The organism is Sphingobacterium sp. UBA7253 (genome assembly GCF_002472745.1).
Classification (GTDB): domain Bacteria; phylum Bacteroidota; class Bacteroidia; order Sphingobacteriales; family Sphingobacteriaceae; genus Sphingobacterium; species Sphingobacterium siyangense.
In genome coordinates this window covers 1-22,412 of sequence record NZ_DKSP01000015.1, presented here as the reverse complement: position 1 = coordinate 22,412, position 22,412 = coordinate 1, and the positions used below count along the sequence as shown (strand labels likewise).

The 22,412-nt window shown below is 40.6% G+C and carries 22 protein-coding genes and 1 pseudogene; 10 read left to right on the top strand and 13 right to left on the bottom strand.

Features of this window, described 5'->3' with window-relative positions; translation table 11 throughout:
* Positions 1-63: 63 nt before the first annotated feature.
* From B2X72_RS01090 to B2X72_RS01070, 5 genes and pseudogenes are all read right to left on the bottom strand, one after another.
* Positions 64-1,830: a RagB/SusD family nutrient uptake outer membrane protein gene (locus B2X72_RS01090; RefSeq protein ID WP_070567448.1), complete on the bottom strand. Its 1,767-nt coding sequence runs from the start codon at positions 1,828-1,830 to the stop codon at positions 64-66.
* 12 nt (positions 1,831-1,842) lie between these two features.
* A complete protein-coding gene (locus tag B2X72_RS01085) occupies positions 1,843-5,079 on the bottom strand; it encodes a SusC/RagA family TonB-linked outer membrane protein (RefSeq protein WP_159729353.1) in 3,237 nt (1,078 codons plus the stop codon).
* A gap of 591 nt (positions 5,080-5,670) precedes the next feature.
* A pseudogene (locus B2X72_RS01080) lies at positions 5,671-6,460 on the bottom strand (alpha/beta fold hydrolase).
* A 268-nt stretch (positions 6,461-6,728) separates the two neighbouring features.
* On the bottom strand, positions 6,729-7,238 hold the full coding sequence (locus B2X72_RS01075; protein ID WP_182982482.1) for a DsbA family protein: 510 nt from the start codon (positions 7,236-7,238) through the stop codon (positions 6,729-6,731).
* A gap of 2 nt (positions 7,239-7,240) precedes the next feature.
* Positions 7,241-7,702, bottom strand: coding sequence for a redoxin domain-containing protein (locus B2X72_RS01070; RefSeq protein WP_286802322.1), 462 nt, complete (start codon positions 7,700-7,702; stop codon positions 7,241-7,243).
* Between the two features lie 209 nt (positions 7,703-7,911).
* Here B2X72_RS01070 and B2X72_RS26580 point away from each other — a divergent pair, with 209 nt between their 5' ends.
* Positions 7,912-8,481 carry an SDR family NAD(P)-dependent oxidoreductase gene (locus tag B2X72_RS26580; RefSeq protein WP_422663688.1) on the top strand — a complete coding sequence of 190 codons (570 nt, stop codon included), beginning with the start codon at positions 7,912-7,914 and terminating at the stop codon, positions 8,479-8,481.
* Between the two features lie 733 nt (positions 8,482-9,214).
* Here the strand turns inward: B2X72_RS26580 and B2X72_RS01055 are convergent.
* Positions 9,215-9,739 (bottom strand): hypothetical protein, encoded by a 525-nt coding sequence (locus B2X72_RS01055; protein ID WP_286802320.1) that lies wholly within the window; start codon positions 9,737-9,739, stop codon positions 9,215-9,217.
* A gap of 233 nt (positions 9,740-9,972) precedes the next feature.
* Here B2X72_RS01055 and B2X72_RS01050 point away from each other — a divergent pair, with 233 nt between their 5' ends.
* Positions 9,973-10,110: a hypothetical protein gene (locus B2X72_RS01050; protein ID WP_286802317.1), complete on the top strand. Its 138-nt coding sequence runs from the start codon at positions 9,973-9,975 to the stop codon at positions 10,108-10,110.
* A 610-nt stretch (positions 10,111-10,720) separates the two neighbouring features.
* Here B2X72_RS01050 and B2X72_RS01045 read toward each other — a convergent pair.
* The 3 genes from B2X72_RS01045 to B2X72_RS01035 form a co-directional block, all read right to left on the bottom strand.
* Positions 10,721-11,320 (bottom strand): hypothetical protein, encoded by a 600-nt coding sequence (locus tag B2X72_RS01045; RefSeq protein WP_286848084.1) that lies wholly within the window; start codon positions 11,318-11,320, stop codon positions 10,721-10,723.
* Positions 11,321-11,373: 53 nt separating this feature from the next.
* Positions 11,374-11,625 (bottom strand): FUSC family protein, encoded by a 252-nt coding sequence (locus B2X72_RS01040; RefSeq protein ID WP_153846684.1) that lies wholly within the window; start codon positions 11,623-11,625, stop codon positions 11,374-11,376.
* Positions 11,626-11,885: 260 nt separating this feature from the next.
* A complete protein-coding gene (locus tag B2X72_RS01035) occupies positions 11,886-12,275 on the bottom strand; it encodes a DoxX family protein (RefSeq protein WP_153846683.1) in 390 nt (129 codons plus the stop codon).
* A gap of 204 nt (positions 12,276-12,479) precedes the next feature.
* Here B2X72_RS01035 and B2X72_RS01030 point away from each other — a divergent pair, with 204 nt between their 5' ends.
* Positions 12,480-13,382, top strand: coding sequence for an energy transducer TonB (locus B2X72_RS01030; protein ID WP_286848083.1), 903 nt, complete (start codon positions 12,480-12,482; stop codon positions 13,380-13,382).
* A 6-nt stretch (positions 13,383-13,388) separates the two neighbouring features.
* On the opposite strand, the gene B2X72_RS01025 is transcribed toward B2X72_RS01030, so the two are convergent.
* Entirely contained in the window at positions 13,389-14,753 is a 1,365-nt protein-coding gene (locus B2X72_RS01025; RefSeq protein ID WP_070567511.1) for a hypothetical protein, read from the bottom strand.
* A gap of 258 nt (positions 14,754-15,011) precedes the next feature.
* Here B2X72_RS01025 and B2X72_RS01020 point away from each other — a divergent pair, with 258 nt between their 5' ends.
* Together B2X72_RS01020 and B2X72_RS01015 are read left to right on the top strand one after the other, a co-directional pair.
* Positions 15,012-15,722, top strand: coding sequence for a DUF6454 family protein (locus tag B2X72_RS01020; protein WP_286848082.1), 711 nt, complete (start codon positions 15,012-15,014; stop codon positions 15,720-15,722).
* Between the two features lie 454 nt (positions 15,723-16,176).
* The gene (locus tag B2X72_RS01015) at positions 16,177-16,788 is read left to right on the top strand and encodes a DUF1269 domain-containing protein (RefSeq protein WP_286736607.1); all 612 of its coding nucleotides are present in this window, start codon (positions 16,177-16,179) and stop codon (positions 16,786-16,788) included.
* A gap of 218 nt (positions 16,789-17,006) precedes the next feature.
* Here the strand turns inward: B2X72_RS01015 and B2X72_RS01010 are convergent, their stop codons facing one another.
* Positions 17,007-17,552 (bottom strand): helix-turn-helix domain-containing protein, encoded by a 546-nt coding sequence (locus tag B2X72_RS01010; protein ID WP_286736609.1) that lies wholly within the window; start codon positions 17,550-17,552, stop codon positions 17,007-17,009.
* 83 nt (positions 17,553-17,635) lie between these two features.
* Between B2X72_RS01010 and B2X72_RS01005 the strand changes: the two genes are divergently transcribed.
* The 5 genes from B2X72_RS01005 to B2X72_RS00985 all read left to right on the top strand — a co-directional run bounded on the left by B2X72_RS01005 (position 17,636) and on the right by B2X72_RS00985 (position 21,319).
* Positions 17,636-18,376, top strand: a complete 741-nt coding sequence (locus B2X72_RS01005; RefSeq protein ID WP_349681388.1) for a TonB-dependent siderophore receptor — start codon at positions 17,636-17,638, stop codon at positions 18,374-18,376.
* A gap of 2 nt (positions 18,377-18,378) precedes the next feature.
* Positions 18,379-19,542, top strand: coding sequence for a PepSY-associated TM helix domain-containing protein (locus B2X72_RS01000; RefSeq protein ID WP_070567522.1), 1,164 nt, complete (start codon positions 18,379-18,381; stop codon positions 19,540-19,542).
* Between the two features lie 319 nt (positions 19,543-19,861).
* Positions 19,862-20,065, top strand: coding sequence for a type II toxin-antitoxin system Y4mF family antitoxin (locus tag B2X72_RS00995; protein WP_070567525.1), 204 nt, complete (start codon positions 19,862-19,864; stop codon positions 20,063-20,065).
* Positions 20,065-20,400: a HipA N-terminal domain-containing protein gene (locus B2X72_RS00990; RefSeq protein WP_286736611.1), complete on the top strand. Its 336-nt coding sequence runs from the start codon at positions 20,065-20,067 to the stop codon at positions 20,398-20,400. The genes B2X72_RS00995 and B2X72_RS00990 overlap by 1 nt, the downstream gene beginning before the upstream one ends.
* A 109-nt stretch (positions 20,401-20,509) precedes the next feature.
* Complete coding sequence (locus tag B2X72_RS00985; protein WP_286848081.1) at positions 20,510-21,319, top strand: HipA domain-containing protein; 810 nt, start codon at positions 20,510-20,512, stop codon at positions 21,317-21,319.
* A 106-nt stretch (positions 21,320-21,425) separates the two neighbouring features.
* Here the strand turns inward: B2X72_RS00985 and B2X72_RS00980 are convergent, their stop codons facing one another.
* A complete protein-coding gene (locus tag B2X72_RS00980) occupies positions 21,426-21,953 on the bottom strand; it encodes a hypothetical protein (RefSeq protein ID WP_286848080.1) in 528 nt (175 codons plus the stop codon).
* Between the two features lie 36 nt (positions 21,954-21,989).
* On the bottom strand, positions 21,990-22,412 hold a 423-nt coding region (locus tag B2X72_RS00975), incomplete at its 5' end, for a hypothetical protein (protein WP_286848079.1).

Genomic DNA, 22,412 nt, shown 5'->3' with positions numbered 1-22,412 from the left:
CATAAAAGAAGGCTCCTTGCAATGCAAGGAGCCTTCTTTTATGGGGACTAATAGGTTAAATTCCTATTTACTCCAACCTGGGTTTTGTGTCAGATTTCCGTTCAGCACAATCGCTGCAGACGGAATTGGGTAAAGGTATTGCTTGTTATTGTCATCCCAAGTACGCTTCACAGCTTTAAACCATTCCAGGTGATTGTCCGAAGTCATTGTCTGGAAATTGGTACTTTTACCCCCTATAGCCACCTTGGCTACTCCTGCAGGAACAGTTATCGAAGGAGCTGATTTACTTCCATCATAGAACACGACATCTGGCGTTCCATTGTGGTCGATATCAATCAGCTTATCTAAAGCAGGGATATAAATTCCCGTCCAAGGCAAATTTGCCATAAGCGGTCCAAGTTTCCATCGCTTCAAATCATTGAAACGGAAACCCTCAAGGGCTAATTCCACCTGTCTTTCACGACGTATTTCTAAAAGTACGGGACTATTGACTTCGGGGAAGAATGTATTTTTCAAGTAGGTATCCACTTTGGTCGGCAGTGTATTCGTTCCACTTGTTATTCCTGCCCTTGAGCGTAATGCTCCAATAGTTTTCGACCAATCCGCATCATTGAAGGTACCTAGTTCCTGTTTCGCTTCAGCATAGTTTAATAATATTTCCGCATAACGCATTAAAGGAACTGCATTGGTATTGTAACCGCCATTGTCGTAATAGGGATCGTCTAAAGTATACTTGATCGGTTGATACCCCGTATAGGTAAAACTTGCAAAATTTGGGGGAGCAGGCTGTCCATTACGGGAATATCCTGGCGTCCGGATCAACTGCGCCAAGCGCAAGTCGCGATTTTGACACTCCTCATAGAATTCCTCAGTCTGAAAGTTCGGTCTATCCGTATAAGGAGTACCGTCAACATTCAAAAAACTATTGATAAAAGGCCTTACCAAACTTAAACGTGGACCGTAGGTTGCTGATGTCCACCACCAGTTGGCATCGTTCAAAAGCGCAAGATCTTTACTGAAAGTTACGGCCAACATAACCTCTTTTGTCACTGGAGTATTACTGGTAAACAACTGTCGCTGTGATGTTTTAGGATCTGCGGAGATATTAAGCCCATAAGGACCATTTTCCATTAAAATCTTGCCAGCGTCTACCGCCATCTGGAAAAATACTTCCGGCTGTGTAGCCAAATTGAGCTTTTGGTATTTACGAAATGTTCCTTCGAACAGCGCGATTCGGGTCTTCAAACCCAGTGCTGTCCATTTATTAACCGTACTACCGTCGCCCGCCGTATTTGTGATATTGGCGTAGGCAAAGTCCAGATCTTCCATGATGTGTTTCATGACCACTTCGCGCGAATCCCGTGGTGCTTTAAGAATATCCGTCTCATCAACCGCCAAAGGGTGATCTACCCAAGGCACATCGCCAAAACGAACTACTTTCTCATAATAGAACCAAGCTCTGAAAAAGCGGGCTAAGCCGATATAATTATTTTTGATGGCATCGCTCAATTTGGGACTATTACATTTAGCTATCAATTGGTTGATATTACGCAGGGTAGTCCAGGACCACCCCGAACTGATCTCAGCACTGTAAGCGCCGCCGACCATAAAATCATTGAGGCTATTTACGGCCGAATAGTCAGCCATAGCGTCACCTTTATAAGCGTCACTACCAGAGGTAATATTCCGATAGAATGAGTTGCTGTAATTTTTTAATCCACTTTCGCTCCCGAAGATATCCTCCTCGGTGGCACCTGCCTTCGGCAGCTCGTTTAGTTCACAGGAGGAGAACAAAAGCGCAACAATAGGTATATAAAATAATTTTTTCATGATAATAAAAAACTATAAGCCAATAGATAAATTAAAACTAACACTCTTCATAATCGGATAGTTAAATCCGTCGCCAGAACCCGTTCCGATCTCCGGATCAGATTTGCCCAGATTACCGACATCGAGATCCTTCGTTTTTTTGTAAAGAGGCGACCAGGTCCATAAGTTTTCGCCCGAAAGTCCAGCCCGAAGACTACTAATTTTTAACCTGTTGGTTACAGATTTAGGAAAACTATATCCGATCTGTATATTTTTCATCCGTATATAGGCAACGTTCTGAAGATATCTTGTCTGTGGCGTTGTTTTGATAGATTCATTGTACCCAGCATAGCGAGGAAAATAACCGTTTGGATTGTCTTCAGTCCAATAATTGTTGAGGTGCCATTCCGGCAAGTTGTTGTAAGGTCGATTGTATTGTCCCCAAAAAATAGATTCATTGCTCGGGTACCAATTCTGCTTACCCACACCCTGGAAGAAAGACGAGAAATAAATACCTTGCCAATCCAGATTAAGGTTAAAACTATAGATATATCGTGGATCGGCATTACCGATTACAGTTCTGTCACCATGGCTATAAATCGTATTATTTCCATAATCAATTACACCATCACCATTTAGATCCGCAAAACGTACGTCACCTGGATATATTGTACCATTGTTTGACGATTTGATCAATTTTTGTTTTGCAGCACCATCAATTTCCGCCTGATTCTGAAATAAACCCTGCGTTACATAGCCCCATATTTCACCGATTCGCTGACCTTCATAATACGATCCATCTTTGATTAAACCCTCTTTATTTTCGTAACGGTCTATATTGGATCTATAATCAGCCAAAGTACCCCTTACGGACCAATTGAAAGGACTACCGTTCAGATCGAATCTATCCTTATAAGTCAAGCTCACTTCAAAACCTTTTGTGGTCATGTCAGCATAGTTCCCTTTCGGCGACTCCGCACCAAAGATATCAGGCAAAGCTACACCTAAGGTATACATATTTAAGGTCTTGCGTTGATAGATATCGCCCGTAAAAGTCAGTTTTCCATTTAAAGACGATAGATCAAGACCTAAGTTTGCCGTGCGCGCTGTTTCCCAAGTTAAGTTATCCGGGATCACCTTAGGCACCGAGGTATATGCCGGCTTCTGTCCGTTCAATACCCGATCCATAATCTTGATCTCGTAAATATCCAAATAGGAATACGGATCGACATTACCATTACCCAATGAACCATAGGACGCTCTTAACTTCAGATCAGAAAGTGCTCTTTTGTCCACCTGGAAGAATGGCTCTTCAGAAATACGCCAGCCCAGGGATGCGGAAGGGAATAATCCCCATCGTTGGTTTGTCGGAAATTTGGACGAACCATCGTAGCGGCCATTGAATTCAAAAAGGTAACGGTCCTTGAAAATATAATTGGCACGCATAAATACCCCGACATTACGGTACTTGTTATATCCCGCTGTCGCTGTGGTATTCTGCCCTACTGCCAGGTTGATATTTTCAACATCATCATTGAGTAGACCTGTTTTGGTAATATAGGTTGAATTATACGTACGCTGCTCATAATTGTATCCGAGCAAACCCTTAAAATAATGATCGCCTATTGTGCGTTCATATTCACTGTAGAGATTTCCAAACAAGTAACGGTAGCGTTGGTCTACTTGATAAATATTGTCGTTCATACTTGTTTCCAACCGCAACATTTTTCCCTCCTGTGTGCTATACGGAACAGGCACACGGACTCTTACCGAATTAAAATCGCGATTTCTAAAAGTCAGATCCCCTTTAATGCGGAACGTATTGTTGAAAAACTTAGTCTCGAAAGAAGTTGTATTGCGGAGATCCTGATTAGCCGTATTCGTACCATTTTTACCATAGATAAAATCCCCTACTGTATAGGCTGCAGAGAAGCTCATAGATCCATCAGGGTTAAAGATCGGCGAAGAAGGGTGTCCCTCATCGGCAATATTGCGCCAGATATTTCCACCTTCACCAGCAGTCGATGGGTCTCTGTATTTGGCATAATTAAAATCGATATTATTGCTTATCCGTAACCAGTCGGTGACCTGAAGTCCTGCTTTTGCACGGGTATTATAGGTCTTATATTTATCACTGTTGTAGCGGTACAGGCCATTGTAGTCGTAAGCACGTCCAGAAATATAGTAATCCATTTTTTCTGAATTGCCACTGATGGACAGGTTGTGATCCTGGACAAACGTATTGTCCTTGATCAACGTACCGTAATAATCTTCATTACCGTAGTATACATAATTACCCTGATCGTCGACAGTGACCTGTTCGGTAATGCCCTGTTCTTTTCTTCTCTTAAATTCTTCCAGCCAATCTGTTGTAAAGATCTGTGTCTTGTTGAGCTTGCTCGGAATCGAAGAATAATTGTTCCAGGCATTATAGGCTGTAAAGAAATGCGAAGCATATTCGTAACCATCTGTCACGAATTTAGGCAAGGTTACAGGTTTTTGAAAAGAGCCACTTCCTGAATAGTTGATCGAAGTTTTTCCGGACTTGGCACGTTTCGTTGTAACCAAAACTACCCCGAAGGTACCGCGAGAGCCGTAAATCGCAGATGAAGCCGCATCTTTGAGTGTAGTTACACTTTCAATATCATTGGGATTGATCGCCGAAAGGTCACCCTCGACACCATCAATAAGCACAAGTGCACTTCCACCCTGACCAATGGAAGTTGTCCCACGGATATTGAAACTTGGTGCACGATTGGGCTTACCATCTGCAGGAGTTACATTCAAGTTGGGAATTACACCTTGGAGCATCTGGCTTGCATTACCCAGTACGCGTCCCTCAAAAGCTTCCGATCCCACTTGGTCTACTGCACCGGTAAGATTCACTTTTTTCTGCGTACCATAACCGACCACCACAACTTCCTCCAGTTCGGTATCTTTAGATTCCATGATGATATCGATCTGCCCTCCCGTCACGCTGACGATCTTTTCACTGTAGCCTATCCCTGTCAATTTGAGTCTTTGCCCTATAGTGGCTTCAATCGTGAACTGCCCCGCTACATTCGTTGAGGTTGTTTTTTGGCTGGTTAAATTGGTAATGGTAATTCCTGACAAGGTTGTTCCGTTTTTGTCTTTTACCACCCCTTTCACGGTAGATTGAACTGCAATACTGTGCACCTCTTGATTCAATTTGACATAATCGCGCTCTACATTAGCCCAAGTGGGGTATGAGAGACCCAATGCCATACTGATTAGTAATGTTTTTTGCATTTTTAGTCTGGTTTAGAATTTTGCATCAAAGTTGATGCTTTGACTTGGTTTATAATTTACCGTAATGTTAACAAATATTTAATTAATATCAACAACATTACTACCTAAACAGGTTTAGCACACCATTAAATAATCAAAATTTATCTTTTATGTAACATAAATTATAAAAACAAGTATTGACACACCTAAAATTTAATCCATTCAATTCAAAAACCTAAAGTCCCCTTTTTCATAATCCAGAAATACACTAAGTGACCGAGAAGGGCAACAGACCATATTCAATTAAATCCGTCAAGCGGGATCGCATTAAAGGTACTCAGCCTATTTCTGCATTTTTCTTAGGGTCAAACCTACAAATTAATTCGTTTAGAGGTCTCTGTGTACGTAACGATAATAAATTTAAAAATCCTACCACCCGTCAGTTTTGCTAAGCAGCTGATTATACTTTCTAGCATAGCAATGCTCATCTGTTACTTTACTTCCAGCCGTAGTGACCAATAGAAATAGGCCCAAGATAGCATAACAAAAAGATGCCGCCTCGAGTATTTTTTCAAGGCAGCATCTTTTTGTTATCGTTTTTTTTGTATGCGCTTATTTTTCGCTAATAAAAGCCAGGATATCTTTATTGATGGTATCCCTTCTGTAGTAGGCATTCCATGTGGAAACCGGGATAGGTAATTAAAGTACCATTTTGGACTAACTTAGCCGCTCTTCTGCCCGTTATATCAATCGGTACGATCTGATCATCTTTACCATGCAATACTAAGACAGGAATTTCTACTTTTTTAAGTTCTTGCGTAAAATCAGTTTCAGAGAAAGCTATGATACAATCATAGTGAGCCTTAATACCGCCCATCATCCCTTGCCGCCACCAGTTGTCCATCACGCCTTGTTGTACATTCGCGCCATCGTGGTTATAGCCATAAAAAGCGAGGGTAAAATCCTGAAAATACTGCTGTCTACGTGTTGCAGCATTCAATCTTATTTCGTCAAAAACCTCCATAGGTACACCATCGGGATTTGTAGCACTCTTGGCCATTGTAGGGGTAACCGCACTGATCAATACAGCTTTTGAAACCCGAGAAGTACCATGATTTGTTATGTAGCGAACAACCTCGTCACCACCTGTTGAGTGACCAATATGGATGGAATCTTTTAAGTCCAATGCTTCTACCAATTGTGCAATATCCGACGCATAGGTATCCATCTCATTACCTGTCGCCGTCTGCGTCGAGCGACCATGCCCCCGGCGATCGTGTGCGGTCACACGGTACCCTTTTTCGAGTAAGTACATCAACTGCGCGCCCCAATCGTCACTGGATAAAGGCCAACCATGATGAAATACAATCGGTTGTCCAGTTCCCCAGTCTTTGTAATAAATTTCTGTTCCGTCTTAAACTTTGAATGTTGCCATGATGATTAGTTTAAGAATTTTATTGTTTACATGATATGTTAATTGGATTGCAATTTATAGTCCAACCACAATGTACCACTGTATTTAAGCATATTAAAAAAGCAAAAGTTAATTTAAAAACAACGATAATTCATTATTTATACAACAGATTTATCCGTTTTTTACGATAGGTCCTATTTTCCTGCAAAAGGCTTCTCGTCGTGTGCGCACCTGTGTTTAAATAGTAATCATATATTCAGTTTTCACCTAATATTTGAACCAGATCTTCCGCGCCACCGTCAAATTTCTGTCCATTGACAAAAAATGTCGGTGTCCCATTAACGCCACTCAGCATACCACTTTCAAAATCGCCATCTACCCGATCCTGTAACGCCTCGTCCTGCAAATCAGATTTAAACTTTGGCATGTCCAAATCCAGTTGCTCGGCGATATCCAACAGCAATCTCGCACTCAGCAAGTTCTGGTTTTCGAAAATGGCATCATGCATCTCCCAAAATTTTCCCTGCAGTGCTGCCGCTTCCGCCGCCAATGCTGCGGGTTGAGCATAAGGATGCATTTCCGAAAGTGGAAAATTACGGAATACAAACCTGATCTGGCTTCCCAGTTCGGCCATCATTTCTTTTATTATGGGATGGGCTGCACCGCAATGTGGACATTGATAATCCCCATATTCAACAATGGTCAGATCGGCCTGGCCATTTCCCAATATATGGTCAGCATTGCTGACCTTCGGTTTCAATGACATAATTATTTTAATTTAAGATTCTCCAATGCTTCGATAATACCGTCTGCACCTGGATTGACCGCCGTTGGAGATAGATAACTCCAAGCAATAATCCCTTCCTTATCAATTACAAAGAGTGCGCGCTTGCACTCACCTTCTTCATCATCATAAACACCATATTTTTTGGCAACCTCGCCCTTAGCTTCAAAATCGGCCAGGAGCGGAAAATGCAGCTTTCGCGACTGTGCGAACGCCATATGACACCATTTGCTGTCAACGGAAATACCCATAATTTCGGCATCATATTTCTTAAAATACTTGAGCATTTCATTATATAATGCCATCTGATCGCTGCATACAGGACTCCAATCTGCAGGGTAAAATGCCAATATCACATTATGCCCCTTGAATTCTGATAAGCTAATTTTTTGATCGGGGGTCGCATACAAGGTAAAATCAGGGGCAACATCATTTTTTTTTAACATATCAACGTCTTTAAAGTTTAACTGCCATCTCAAGGTGCACAACCTTAAAAGATCTGCATCACCTTTAAATAAAGCACTTAAAAGCAAAAATTGTTTTAAAGAAAAAATAGCTTATCCACTATCTGACTACAAGATCCGTTGATCTGCCTACATCCAAAATCGGTGGGTTGGCCATCTTTGTGTCATCAATTTATTTAAAACAGAAACACATGAAATCACAAAAAGTATGGTTCGTCACTGGTGCCTCCAAAGGGCTTGGTCTCAACCTCGTTAAAGAGCTGCTCGCCCAAGATTATTCTGTAGTTGCCACATCACGAACAAAACAGGCGCTGGAAGATGAAATCGGCGATCAGGAAAATTTTCTGCCGCTTGAAGTAGACATTACCGATGACAAAGACGTTGCCCGGGCAGTACTATCGGCCATTGATTATTTCGGAAAGATTGATTTACTGGTCAACAATGCCGGATATGGCCAAACTGGAACCCTAGAGGAGCTCAGTGACCTGGAAACACGTCGCAACTTCGAAGTGAATGTCTTTGGATCCCTCAATGCCATCCGACATATCGCCCCCATATGCGACGTCAACAAGTGGGACATCTTTTCAATATACCATCTATCGGCGGACTCGCAGGAAATTACCCAGCCTTTGGTGTTTATTGCTCCACCAAATTTGCTGTCGCAGGCTTTACCGAAGCCCTCGCTGTCGAAATGGAACCTTTTGGTGTACACACGACCTTGGTGTATCCCGGCTACTTCTGAACTGATTTTTTATCCGTGAGATCCTTACATACCGCAGCCAATCCGATCGCAGCTTATGTAACTGCCCGAGAAAACGAATCCACCCATCTGCATTAGATCCATGGGAATCAGGCAAACGATCCCAAGAAAGCAGCAACCCTATTAATCGAGCTTAGCACGCTGGAGCAGCCTCCAATCCATTTTTTAATGGGCGAAGATGCGTATGAACTGGCCAAAAACAAGATCAACATGCTTAGGGCAGAAATCGAAAAATGGAAAAGTTATACCGTGTCAACAGGTTTCGAGCAATCCGTATAACAGCTTAGTTCAGCATATGGAGCTTCCTAGGATATTTCACAATAATCAAATTAAAAATTCAGTAAATTTACAACATGAAGAATACATTTTGCTTTCATTCCCTTTCGGAATTCCGCAGCTTTTGCGGACTACCTAAACCCGACCATCCATTGATCAGCCTGGTTGATTACAGTCAGTACATTACCCCGTGAGGTTCAATTATGGACAGCAGCACTATGACTTCGACTCGGACATACTCACCTTTGTCTCACCATTACAATTTCTAAAAGTGGAGATCAATCAGGAAGTACAGGCGCAACCCAGCGGCTGGATCCTGTTGATCCATCCCGATTTTCTCTGGAACAGCGAATTGGCAAAACATATTCACTCCTACGATTTTTTCCAATATCAGGTCAATGAAGCGCTTTTTAAAGCCTCGTGGAATTTAGGCAACTGTTTCAGTAGGTTAATCATTTTTATTCCGCGTAATATCCCGCTACGCCAATGCCAATCGTCCAAAAGAACTTTGACTTTTTAAGGTCCTCCAGCAGCATATCCGCATTGTCTTCGTATTCGCCATCGGCTTTGATTTCCTCAATCTCCTCCTGAACATCCTCTTCAGTAATCTGTCTCCAGACACCAACAGAGCTATTTAAAAATGTATAGCAATATCCCGCTTCGGCATCATCAACCTCACCCGCGTTTTTATCACTCAGGATGCTTATAAGTTCAGTCGCTTCGACCTGAAATGGATTAACACCATAGATACTGATTTCAGTTTTTTCTGGATAGGGTCCATTGATGCTTTCTATAAATTCCAATGTTCCCTGATCATTAAAATCAAGTCTCAATTCGAGTTCATCATAATAATATTGGTCGTCCAGCGCATCCGAAGGAGCACCAAGTACACGTTGAACTTCAGTACGGCCCGCACCGAGATTAACCTGACCAATACCTTCAATTTGAATCCCAACAAGTGGGACTAGTTCGATCTTTTTCATCCGTATTCAGTAAATTATAAAAACGACAACTGCATAAATAACACTTGAAGATCCGCTATCGTTTTATCCAATGATGAACATAGCTACAGCTTTATGCTGACATAAATTTACACTAATTCCCATTAAATAATTATTAACATTTTTAACTTTTCTTACGACCCTAAGCGCACATGATAATTCGCATACTCAGCCAATTATGACTAACTTTATGCATGCATCAAAAATCGACGATTATGCAACAGACGCTAGCGACATTAGACAGTTATATCCAAAATCTAAGACCTGAACTGTATACCGATCTACAATCCCCGTTATCGGCAGATGAGTTTAGGGCCCTTGAACAGAAATATGATATTGAGATGATTTTTTAGCCTAGATACCACAGGCGAGTATCCCAAACGGTTTAAGGTGGACTAACAGAAACTCATCGCCTTCATTTTTTTGGGCATTCCTATCAATTTGCCATCAATAGTACATAATATAGTACATAATAATACAACTCAGGTATTTTTAAGATTAGCAAATAATTATTTGACACTTCATTATAAGCCTTGAAATCTCCTGCATTAATTGCTCGACGCCAAAGCGAATCATTTACTTTCCGAGGCAGTTCCAGATCGTTGGGGTCATCGATTACTGCCTCTAGCTTTTTTTCGATATGATGGCTACAACTCAAGAAAAACACAAAAAATAACAGTAAACAGTTTTAAAATCTTTATCGTTCTTCTTTTCATCATAACTATATAACCTTTTATGTTTTAACCAATTCGCTTCCCACGCATCCATCGGTTTTTGTTGACCGCGTTCACCTTGCGCACCTGTCATTAAACATTACTTTTTTCACATAGTTCCTTTTTCCACTCGAGGCCAAAGCTGCCGAATCTGCCGAAATGTAATTACCAAAAAAAGAAATCAGTTCAGGAGAAGCTTACCTTATTCTGCATGAAAAGTAAGCCTAAAAGGCTCTTATAAGGGCTTCCATTAGGATTTTCTTATGACAGGATCGATCCAGTAATAGTCGTGGTTGGTATGAGCGAAAAACTCCATCGGCGTAACATGGCAATCAATGGTATCGCTAAGCCCGTCGTCGGTATAAGTGACCACATCTTCGGATGGCATCACCATCCCGCTCATAATGGATCCATAGTCCAAGCAGTGAAGATCAGATATCAGTACATTGATTGTGTGGGCCAGCGTCCATTTTTCCATTTCTTCCTTGCTAACACGTTTCACACGCTCGGCCAAAAACCGTGCTTCCTCCAGCTCTTTTTCGACACTGTCCGGAAAAAAAAGCAACAGGAAGGCTTCATACTTATCAAATTCTTTATTTCGGATTGCTTCATTTCGCAGAAACAGCTTCTCGCCCATCTGTCCGTACTGATCGGCATATTTTTTCAGTTCCATTTCTGCAAGTTCCATATCCGACCATTCCTCCAATTCAGAAAGCGCATATACATCGGTACCACGGCCGTCACACTGATTGAGATACGCCCATACATCGCCCTGTACAACTTTGGGCTTCCTGTGCTCCAGCACATTGTAACCTTGCGCTACCCATGCTTCTATTTGTTCCCTTCTCATCTTAAGCTGTTTTTTAAAATAAACAACAGCGCAGCTGCAATGGTTTTCTTTTTCTATTTCAGATTTCGGGCTTTCAACTCCGCATCTAGTGCTTTCTCATTTTTTCCAAAATATTTAAAGAACAAAATGGCCAATATCAATGGGAAAATTGTAGGCCAGGTTAAACCGGCTACGAATATACTGTAGGCAGCAATGCCCAAACAAAAGCCAATAATCGATGCATTGATTATTTTCGTGGGTTTAGCTTTCTTTTTGAGAACCAACAACTCTTCATTGCTCAGTTCATTTAATTTCTTTTCTTCCATCTGGTCTGTACTTTTATAGGTTAGTTATTTTATATGTTTGATGCGAATATAATTATTTAAATGAGCAATAAAAAAACACAAAAGGTTGGAAATTAGCAAAAGAATAGCGCAAAAAAATAAAAAAGGTCGGATGAAAATGGAACACCCGACCTTTTAACTAAGTTACTCCTTACATGGATACCTATAGGACAACAGCCGCAGACATATGGTTTGTTTTTTACAATTTTGTATCAACTTCTGTTCAACCAGTCTTCACCCAATCAGCTCTTGCATGTACTTTTCAAAGCCCATGCAACCAATATAGGCTGAAAAAATAAACGGGCAAGCCGCTTTCCATCCGTATCCAATCCAAAGCCGTCGCGATGGTCTTTATATTGAGCAATATTTCCGGGAAACACAGCTGCAAAAAACGCTGCTGCGATTTTTCCAACGTTCGATCGCTGTTTAGCAGGTGCGAAAATCAGTGTAGCACCCAAAGCAATTTCCGCAATACCGGAATATACAACAGTATCATCTTTGGAGATCGGAACCCAGTCCGGCACCTGAGCCTGAAATTCCTTGCGGGCGAAGGACAGATGTCCAATACCGGCTACCACCAAAAAGGTACCTAGACCAACTCGTGCAATCTTCTGCATAGGTGAATTATTCATAATCTTTTACTTAGAGGACATCATTCCACTCGAAATAGTTTGTCCAACGCTGCGGATTATTTCACCTAAAAAATATATATTTGATTAAATAAAATTAACCATATCATGCACTATTATCCCTTAAATATACACAAATACATTATTTTTTTCCTTTTTACAGGCCTTGTGATTCATGCAAAAGCACAAGAAACAATTGTCACTTATATGAAGAAAAATCGTGGTATTACTGCTATAAAAGATTCAGCCGCTTACACAAACATTATTCGTTTAACAGCAAATGAATTGGGGCTTTACGAAGTAAACGATTACTATCCAAATGGCAATTTAAAAAGACATGGCTGGACAAAAGTAGCTGACCCACGAAGATTATATCTGGAAGGCATTATTGAAAGTTATTACAACAATGGCAACCTAGCGGTATCAGCCGGATATAAAGACAATAAACTGAGCGATACTGTAAAAAGATACCACGAAAATGGTCTTTTAAGAGAAATTAGATTTTTCTCCGGTTCTGAAGCCAGTCCCAACGAATTTCTTTTTCAGGACCAGCATAGCCGACTAATCTATTATGCTGATTCAACAGGCCGAAAGCAGGTCGAAAATGGAAATGGCACTTTCGAATTTAAAAACAATATAAATACTGAAAAAGGTGTATATGTTGATGGATTACGTCAAGGACATTGGGAAGGTACTTTAAAAAAAGGAAAGATCAAGTTTGAAGAATGGTATGAAAAAGGTGTGTTAAGCAAGGGAACCAGCACAGATAGTATGGGCAATGTGCATCCCTATACACGTCGAGATGTCCAACCGGAATACCCTGGCGGGATAAAAAACCTTATGATCTTTATTGCCCAGAATTATAAATATCCCAAAGAAGCTTTAAATGCAAAAGTATCAGGACAACTTCTCATCAGTTTTGTCATTGAAAAAAATGGTCTGGCGAATGAATTTGAAGTGATTAATGACCTCGGGTATGGAACAGCAGCAAATGGTATAGCAGTACTGAAGAAAGCCGAAAAATGGGCTCCGGGTTATCAATACGGTATGCCTGTACGTGTGCAGTTTACCATTCCAATCCGTTTACATACAGGTCCCGCTCCAAATTAGCCCTGATCATAATCGTCTGGACTGCATCTGCTTCAATACGGCCTTCATTTTTTCCTGATAGAGCTTATTTGACTTCGATAATTTCACAGCTCTCTGTTGTTCTTCTTCTGCCTGCGCATAAAAGCCAACCCGATACAACAATAAAGCCATCGTATAACGGAATGCTGGCACATCAGGTTTGAGATCTATTGTTTTCTTTTGCCAACGGATCGCATCAAATATAACCGAAGGATCATTTCTCTCAAAGGCCAAGATCTGTTTAGCACCATAATTCAAATTATTTGCCAGGTCATCCTGATAATATTTACGTCCTTTACCAACCAACGATTTGAACTCCGCATTTTGTGCACTGTCCAACACAAGTTGATTTCCTGAAAAATTGATCTTTCGATCTTGCGCAAAATCCATTCGAGACAAGGAATCGGGGTCCACCTTATAAAATGATTGTTCATAATAATTCCTTGCCATCCGGACGTAAGACAGACTATCTTTCATTAGCCTTTTATACTCCAAGGGATAATAACCTTGGGAATTGGAAGCGCGCAAATAATTAGATGTCCATGTCGTATAGGCAAAATAACCAACGTTTTGAGCTAATGAAAAGTTTCTCTTGTCAAGCGATTCGCGAAATGTCCGCTGAATAATTCTATTGTTTATTTTTTTACGAACGGGCAATGGCAACGAGGAATACAGACTATCCACCATTTTACTATTGGTACGTGCCAATAAATAAGATTTACTATTATATACAGGGCCACAGCTCAATAAAAAAACAACCGTCTCAAAATTATTCAATTGCTCTATCGTCAGCTGTGCTATATAGTCACTCAACAGTTGCTGGTCTGTATATTGATCAAATGTCTGATTGTAGCGGAGTATTTTGTTCAGCAAGGACTGCTGACGGATCCCCTTTCGATATTCTGCTATAAGCTTACCGAGAGTTTCAGCTTTTGCAAGCGTATTTGCCGAGTCTATGAGTCTTTCCAGCTCATCTCCCCCATCAACCGCCTTGTCTATTCGTAAAATAGGAATCCCATCTTTATCAGTAACAAGGTACATCGGTTTGTTCAAATAGAAAGCCCGTTGCAACGGATGGTCAAATTCATCCCGATCCACCTGAACAATTCCCGACACAAACTGCGTACTGAGGATATCTTTTGCTTTTTTTGAAACAGAGCCTCTAAAAGGAATAAACTGATCGTCCCGTTGATGAACCACCAAGAACATCGGCTTATTTTCCTTTGCTGCGCGCTCCAGCAGCTGTAAATAATCTTCTTTTTGCGGAAATGTCTGCTGCTGTGCTATTGCAGGGTAAACAAACACCCAACACAAAAATATGAATACAGCAGATTGGAACTTGAAATGATTCATTATCTATGAAAATTAACTAGCAATAACTTATGATATAATTTATAGAATTGGATAAAAGTTTCAATTCTTCTATTCAAGAGACATCGAATTGGGAGGCCAAGCGAACAATTAAATAGCAAAAATGAATGTATAAAGCTAATAAAATACAGGCAAAAAACCACAACGAATTTAACTCTATATATAAAAAATTAATAAAAAAAGAAAGCTCTGCAATAGCAGTTCCCGTAAGCCACTAGACAAATACCGATAAAAAAAGCTTTGATAGCTAAACAGCGGCCGATCTACGAAGAGCAGGCCGTCGGCCTGGGAACGGGCTATCTCATGAAATTTAATTTTAAAGGAGAGCTTATTGCTCAACTTCGTTTAGGAAAAGATAGCGTTTATCATCCCGGGGGGATAGATTTTGATGGTCAATATATTTGGATCCCAGTCTGTGAATATCGTCCCCACGGCAGGTCGCTGATTTACAGAATAGATCCGACTACCATGGAAGCGAAGGTTGAATTTACGGTAGACGATGCCATTGGAGCCCTTGTTTGCGATCGAGATCGACATGAACTCGTTGGTTTCAATTGGGATGCTATGCAGTTTTATACGTGGAAACAACAATTGCTCGATCGTGGTAAATGGCATTTAAAATCAATCTCTAACAATAATCAGCATTTTATTCATTTTCAGGATGGACAATATATGGGTCAAGGTTTGATGATTTGCTCCGGGGTCAACAGTTTTTTGAAAGATCCCCACGCAAAGGAGCGCATCGTAATCGGGGGCATTCAATTAATGGATATTCATACCTATCAGAGCACCTATACCCTGCCAATCCACTTAAGAAGTAAAACAGGTCGCATTATGACAAGTAATCCTTTTTACACCGATGTCGTTGACGGAAAGGTCTGCCTGTACTTTGTGCCCGATGATGATCAATCCACACTTTACATGTATGAGATAACTAATTCCAAATCATGAATTGCTCTGGGAGTCGCTATGGCTGAAATTGATATCAGACAAATACAAAAGAAATTAATTCGATGGTACACAAATTTGGTACTAAAACATTTATCAATAGTCTCTGGAATGTCGATAAACTGGTTTTGAATGATCCAGCTGAATTTGGCAAAGTGCATCAGAACGGGGCAAATATAGTCCAAGCAGATTATCCTGAATTATTACTCAGACACCTTCGTTTACATAAACTTCACCAATAGATTACAATTTATCCGGAAGTCTATCGTCCATACTAAAAATAAAAAACCACCCTTATTATGACTTTCGTTCCGTGAGGCAATAGCTGCTCAGATCAGCTCGTTTTATTACGAATAAATAACCCCCGAGTCATATTATTATTTTATTTGACCAACTCAAAAAAAATAATTTAAATTTATTACAACACAAAAATGTTCATTACAAAATTCAAATCCATATGGAAAATATTTTGATTTATATCGTTGATTCGACAGAGAAATCAATCGCGGTAAACCACACTTTAGCCGATCTCGACCGTAATGGTGACATTCGTATTTATGAGTCTATAACCATCCGAAAAACAGATCAGGGTGGTTTTGACGTACTGAAAGACGCGACAGAAGAGGGCGGCTGGAAAACACTCGGCGGAGGTGCCATCGGTGCATTGATCGGTATTGTGGGCGGTCCACTAGGTTTATTGCTGGGCGGACTTACCGGAACATTTATCGGGGCGACGATGGATACCGAAGAATTTGTTGTGTCGACCGATTTTATTGATCAGGTCAATAATAGCTTGCAAGTGGGGGAAATAGCAGTGATTACTGTTGTTGACGAAACAAGCCCAGATTTCGTGGATACAGCTTTGCAACCCTTGGAAGGACGATCCTTCCGGACGAGTGTTGATGAGGCCTATGATCATTATCAGGAACGCGTAGAAAAGGCGGCTTCCGAAGAACACGCAGCGGAAAAAGCCAAACGGGAAGCCAAGAAAGCCGAACGGAAAGAAAAACGTGCGGAACTCCGCGAGAGTGTCAAGAAAAAGATTTCAGACTGGTGGGACAAACTTTAATTTAAGCATCTTTAACTTCAAGCAGCTTCGGCTAACGATAAGGGCTGCTTGGAGTTTGGGAAAAATCGCCAAAACTCCACCCCTAGCAAAACGGCGTTTGAAGTAAGCGACAAAAAGACAAAAAACGCAAGGATCGTAGTGAACAGGCGAATAAATAAACCGCTTGATACAGATACTCAAAAGGACAGGACCAACTCACAGGGTGGTAAACAGAAGATTTAGACTTTTGAAGAACGTTGCACTACTTTTGGTTTTACCCCGAAATGCTTCTTAAAACTTGCTGAGAAATGCGCAGGATTGTTATAGCCTAAAAAGCGTGAAATTTCATTTATAGGCCGGTCTCCTTGTGTAAGTAAGCTCCTAGCTTTTTGCATTCTCACCTTGGTCAAATGCCCATAAATGGTTGTACCATAGCAGAGCTTGAAATATTTCTTTAAATAGTTTTCATTCGTTCCTAATTCAGCAGACAATTGCGATAAAGATTGCGGATCGGTCAAACTATTTTCTACTATTCTTTTTGCTTCCGCCATCAGTTTTTTCATTTCCGGACTAAGGCTATTATCCGTTCGAGACACCGTATTACCAAGTTTATGCTGGTCAAATGTTCGCGCCAATAACTCCATGAGTTTACCAAAACAAAATAAGGATTTCCATTCCTGATCAAGCTCCGAATTGAGCAACTCGGTTATAATCCTTTTCTGCTGTACACTGATCAAAGCCGAATTGTCAAACAGGATGCCCGATCGCGACGATTCTAAAAGCATATGAAGTTTGGCCAGAAAAGGGCTTTCCTGCGTCAAAAATGACTCGAATAAGGAGACCGGAATATTGACTTCAACAAAACTTTCTGCAGGATGTTATACTGCCGCGCTTTGGAGCAGTTTACACCATCAACCCACAGATCAATCTATATGGAACTTACGTAAAAGGCTATAATCCGCAGACAGCTTCGGCACTGGCAAACCCTAATGCCGGAGGTCCATTTGATCCACTCGAAAATGACATGACCGAATTTGGATTAAAAACAGCCTGGTTGGACGGAAAACTCCAGGCAAGTACAGCTATCTATCAGATCAATCAGAAGAATACGCTTTACCCCGCCCCCACTGCCGACAATGCAGATTTAATGGAACAAATCGGAAAAGAAAGATCGAAAGGGATAGAGTTTGATATTCAGGGTCAAATTCTCCCGCACTGGAGTGTTATTGCCTCCTATGCCTACAATGATGCAAAGATTACCGAAGGTGGAAATAATGAAGAACTGAACAGACAAAAACCAAATGCGCCTCAAAATACGGCAAACATCTGGACCAGATTCTCCATTCCTTCCGGAAAAGCAAAAGGCTTGGGAATCGGCGTCGGGGCCAATTATGTGGATAAGCGAAACCTTTCCCTTAACCAGAACCAGACCATCCCATCCTACAGTTTACTGAACGCAGCATTATATTATACCATTGGAAAAGTACAATTGCAGGCCAACTTTAATAATATCACCAATAAAACCCATTGGGTAGGTGGTTACGATTATATCCGTCTATTTCCAGGTGCACCACGTAATTTACTATTTACACTAGGCTATACCTTTTAAGCATGACTTTAAAAAAGATGATCTTGTTTTTACACCGCTGGATCGGATTATTGTCCGGTCTGGTGGTTTTTATCGTAAGCATTACAGGCGCTATTTATGTATTTGAAAAGGAACTATTTGCCCTATTTCATCCAAGTTATGTAACGGTAACGGCACAGAAAGGCAAGAAAATACTTCCCCTTTCCGTCTTAAAGGCAAATGCGCAGCGTGTCACCGATCATACCATTACCATTATCCGTGTTCCTGCTACAGATGATCAACGACAAGTTCATCTATTTGAAGCACTTAAGCGCCGTCCAAAGAACGATGTCGGGGGTGTATTTGTAAATAAAGAAATCATCTATTGGGACCGTATTTTCGTAGATCCCTACAGCGGCCGCGTTTTAGGAAAAATAGACGTTGAGACAAACTTCTTCTGGATTGTAAGGCAGATCCACCAATTCCTTTATCTCCGGCGCGACGTAGGGAGCGCAATCGTAGGGAGCAGCGTCCTGCTGTTTATCATTACACTAATTTCGGGGCTTTTCCTTTGGTGGCCAAAAAATCGGAAGGTAGCTGTAAAGCGGTTAAAAATAGATTTCAGCGCGAAGTGGAAACGTCTCAACTATGATCTTCATCAAGTACTTGGCTTTTATGCATTTTTGTTCGCGATTGTCATCGCATCAACCGGTTTGGTTTGGTCCTTCAAGTGGTGGGAAACTAGCATCTACTGGCTTATGGACGGTAAGCGGCCCAATACGAAAATAGAAGAACCAAAAATTCAAGGCAGCCCGGTGACAGAATCACGTGTAGCACTTTTAGACCTGATATGGTCTGACGTTCTGAAAAAGGACAGTACACATCAGGGCGTTTTGATCAATTTGGTTCCCGAAACTACTCAAGCTAATGTAAATATCTATACGAAAGGAAATACCTGGTGGTCGGCCTCCGATGCCTATGCCTATGATCTTCGGAATGGGAGTGCATACTACAAACGCCTACAAAATGATAAAACACTGGGCATGAAATGGCGAAACTCCAATTACGATATTCATGTCGGAAAAATAGCCGGGTCTACAGGCATGTGGATCGCTTTTGTAACGAGTTTAATCTGTGCCTCTCTGCCGGTAACAGGTTTCTACATTTGGTACGGTAGAAAATTTAAAAAGAAAAAATCACGCTTATAGCATACAGGTTTACAGCCCTCTGGGCAAATAGTTAACGTTCTGCTGTTCAAAAAATTATTTATATTTTACGTCGACTTCATCATAAACTTTTTTCTCAAAATATCCCGCTTATGCTTCACACGATATAACCGCTTGAAACAGAAGTTCCGTCTAAATAACACGACTACCCTTAAAGAATTTCTAAGAAGACTACTGCAAACAACAGAAAGAAGTTTTTTCACCCCGAACGGGTATAAAGTATGTAAAAAATATAAAAATTATACCCGATACAGTATAATTTAAGAATATTTACTATATTTATATCAGATAGGGTATAATTATGGATTCATTACGCGTGTTTGTAAAACAGAAACGAAAAGAATTAAAGCTAACACAGGAAGATTTAGCTGCGAATGCTGGAGTCGGCTTAAGGTTTGTGCGTGACCTCGAGCAGGGAAAAAAAACATTACGTTTAGACAAAATAAATGACATATTGGCGTTATTCGGTAAAGAAGTTGGTGTAATTGATCAAATTAAAGAGTGATGGCACGCGAAGCAAAAATATACTTTCATGATGACTTGGCTGGATTTCTAATTGAGACAGATCATGGTTATTCATTTAGTTATGATAAGAATTATCTAAAAAAAACTGATCCACAACCTATCAGTCTAACTTTACCGATTTCCGAAAACACTTATTATAGCAATATATTATTTCCGTTCTTTGATGGATTAATTCCTGAAGGATGGTTATTGGAAATCGGTGAAAAGCATTGGAAACTCAATCCCAGAGATCGTTTTGCGCTGTTGATAAACCTATGTCGAGACACTATAGGAGCAGTTTCTGTTTATCCGATGGAGGCGGAAAACGATGGCTAATTGTTTGTTTTGCTATAAACCAGTTGAAACAGGAGACTATCATACAGCATGTTCAAGAGTGTTTTTTGGAACAACTCAAGTTCCCTATTTGGAGTTGGACCAGGAAAAATTGAAAAAATTAGGCGAAGTTACTGTAGCTGAGCGATTGGCAATAACTGGCGTACAGCCAAAAATATCACTCAGTCTAAATGGAGAAAAGGGCAGTAAGCGACTTACCTTAGTTGGTCTTTGGGGAGATTATATCCTGAAACCTCAATCAAAAGAATATCTACTCATGCCAGAAGTAGAAGATCTAACGATGCACCTCGCAGCGTTATTTAAGATAGAAACAGCAAAACACGCATTAATACGAACTTCCACAGGAGAACTGGCCTACATTACAAAACGATTTGACCGTAAGAAGGGCAAAAAAATCCACGTTGAAGATTTATGTCAATTATCGCAGCTTATGACCGAGCAAAAATACAATAGCTCTTATGAACGCGTAGGAAAAATCATCAAGCAATTTGCTTCCAACACCGGATTAGATGCAATCAAATATTTTAGGCTCGTACTGTTTAGCTTTTTAACTGGAAATAACGACATGCATCTCAAGAATTTTTCACTCATGCATACGAATCATGGTGTTTTATTATCACCAGCATATGATCTCATCAATGTTAACTTAATCTATCCAAAAGATAAGGAAGATATGGCTCTCACATTGGGTGGTCGTAAACGAAAAATAAAACGGTCAGATTTTAACCAGCTTGCGCAAAGCTTGGGAATTCCTGAACTGGTCAGAGACAATATATATAAAGACTTCAGGAGAAATGCTGATAGAGTTAAAGAAATAATTGATCACAGCTTTCTAACAGATGATTTCAAAGAAAAATATGTTCAAATTGTCCACACTAAATTAAAACAGATCGAACTATAGAAAAGAATTTAGTGATCATGAGTGAACTACTATTTACCATCCTCTTTATTATGGCTTCTACTTTAGGTGTTTCACAATCCTTGACTAAGGAAGCCACTGCTAGCTGTTAGCCAGCCCCGAGCTCTTCAGCCAGCGTTTGTAAGCCTTGATTAGCTTCTTCAAATCGTTTAAGTTCGACCGCATAAGATTCAGTAACGGTTTCGAGCAAGACACTTCCCGCGGTAAAGTCAACATAAGCCATCACCGTATCACCCCCCCACATCCAATCAAAAATCAGGGCATAACCCTCCAAAACAAAGCGTTCCAATTGTTTTAAAAGAGCCAGCATCGGCAATATTTCAAGATAGTTTTCACTGAAGTTCAGTACGGCGAATGTCCAGTGTTGCTTTTCCTCATCGTAATACTCCTTCGCGCCATAAAATTGATCCTTGAGCAGATTATCGAAGACTTCACGAATGCGCGCCTGTGAATAACTTGGAATAATTTCCAACGTTGTTTTGCTGTACATCTGCCGACTCTCCCACCACTGCGACCAATTATCATCTTTGTTCGGGGAAATCGGTTTAGAAGAAAAATACTCGTTTAATCTCGATTTTTCTATTTTAATACTTATGTAAAGGCTATCCAGTTCCATACGATTATTCTAAGCTATTCTTAACTTTTTTAAACGTTACCAGCTCGACAGTTTGATTTTACCATCGCTATCAAAATCCGAATTGTCCGTCACCCTTTTGAGGTTCAGCTGCTTTAATGACAAGCCTTCCTGCAGAGGCACCCCTGTAGACTTTATCCGAAATAAGGGATATGATAGTGGCTTCTCGTTCCATTCCAGCACAAACTCGTATCCATCTACGATCTTTTGTTGGTCATCTGTTTTGATGATCAAGATATTGTGAAAGGTTTGCTCCGGCTTAGCCATATCGCTATCTGGTGAGATACCCCTTGCCTTATAGGTGGCGATAAACTTATAATAATGGTACTTGCCATTTATGGGGTTGAATACTAATTCGCGGCTGTTGTTTTCTTTGATCAAAGCTGAAAAAGACTGCTCAAAATCATCCAGTAACTTGTAATTAAAATCGGTATTGATCTT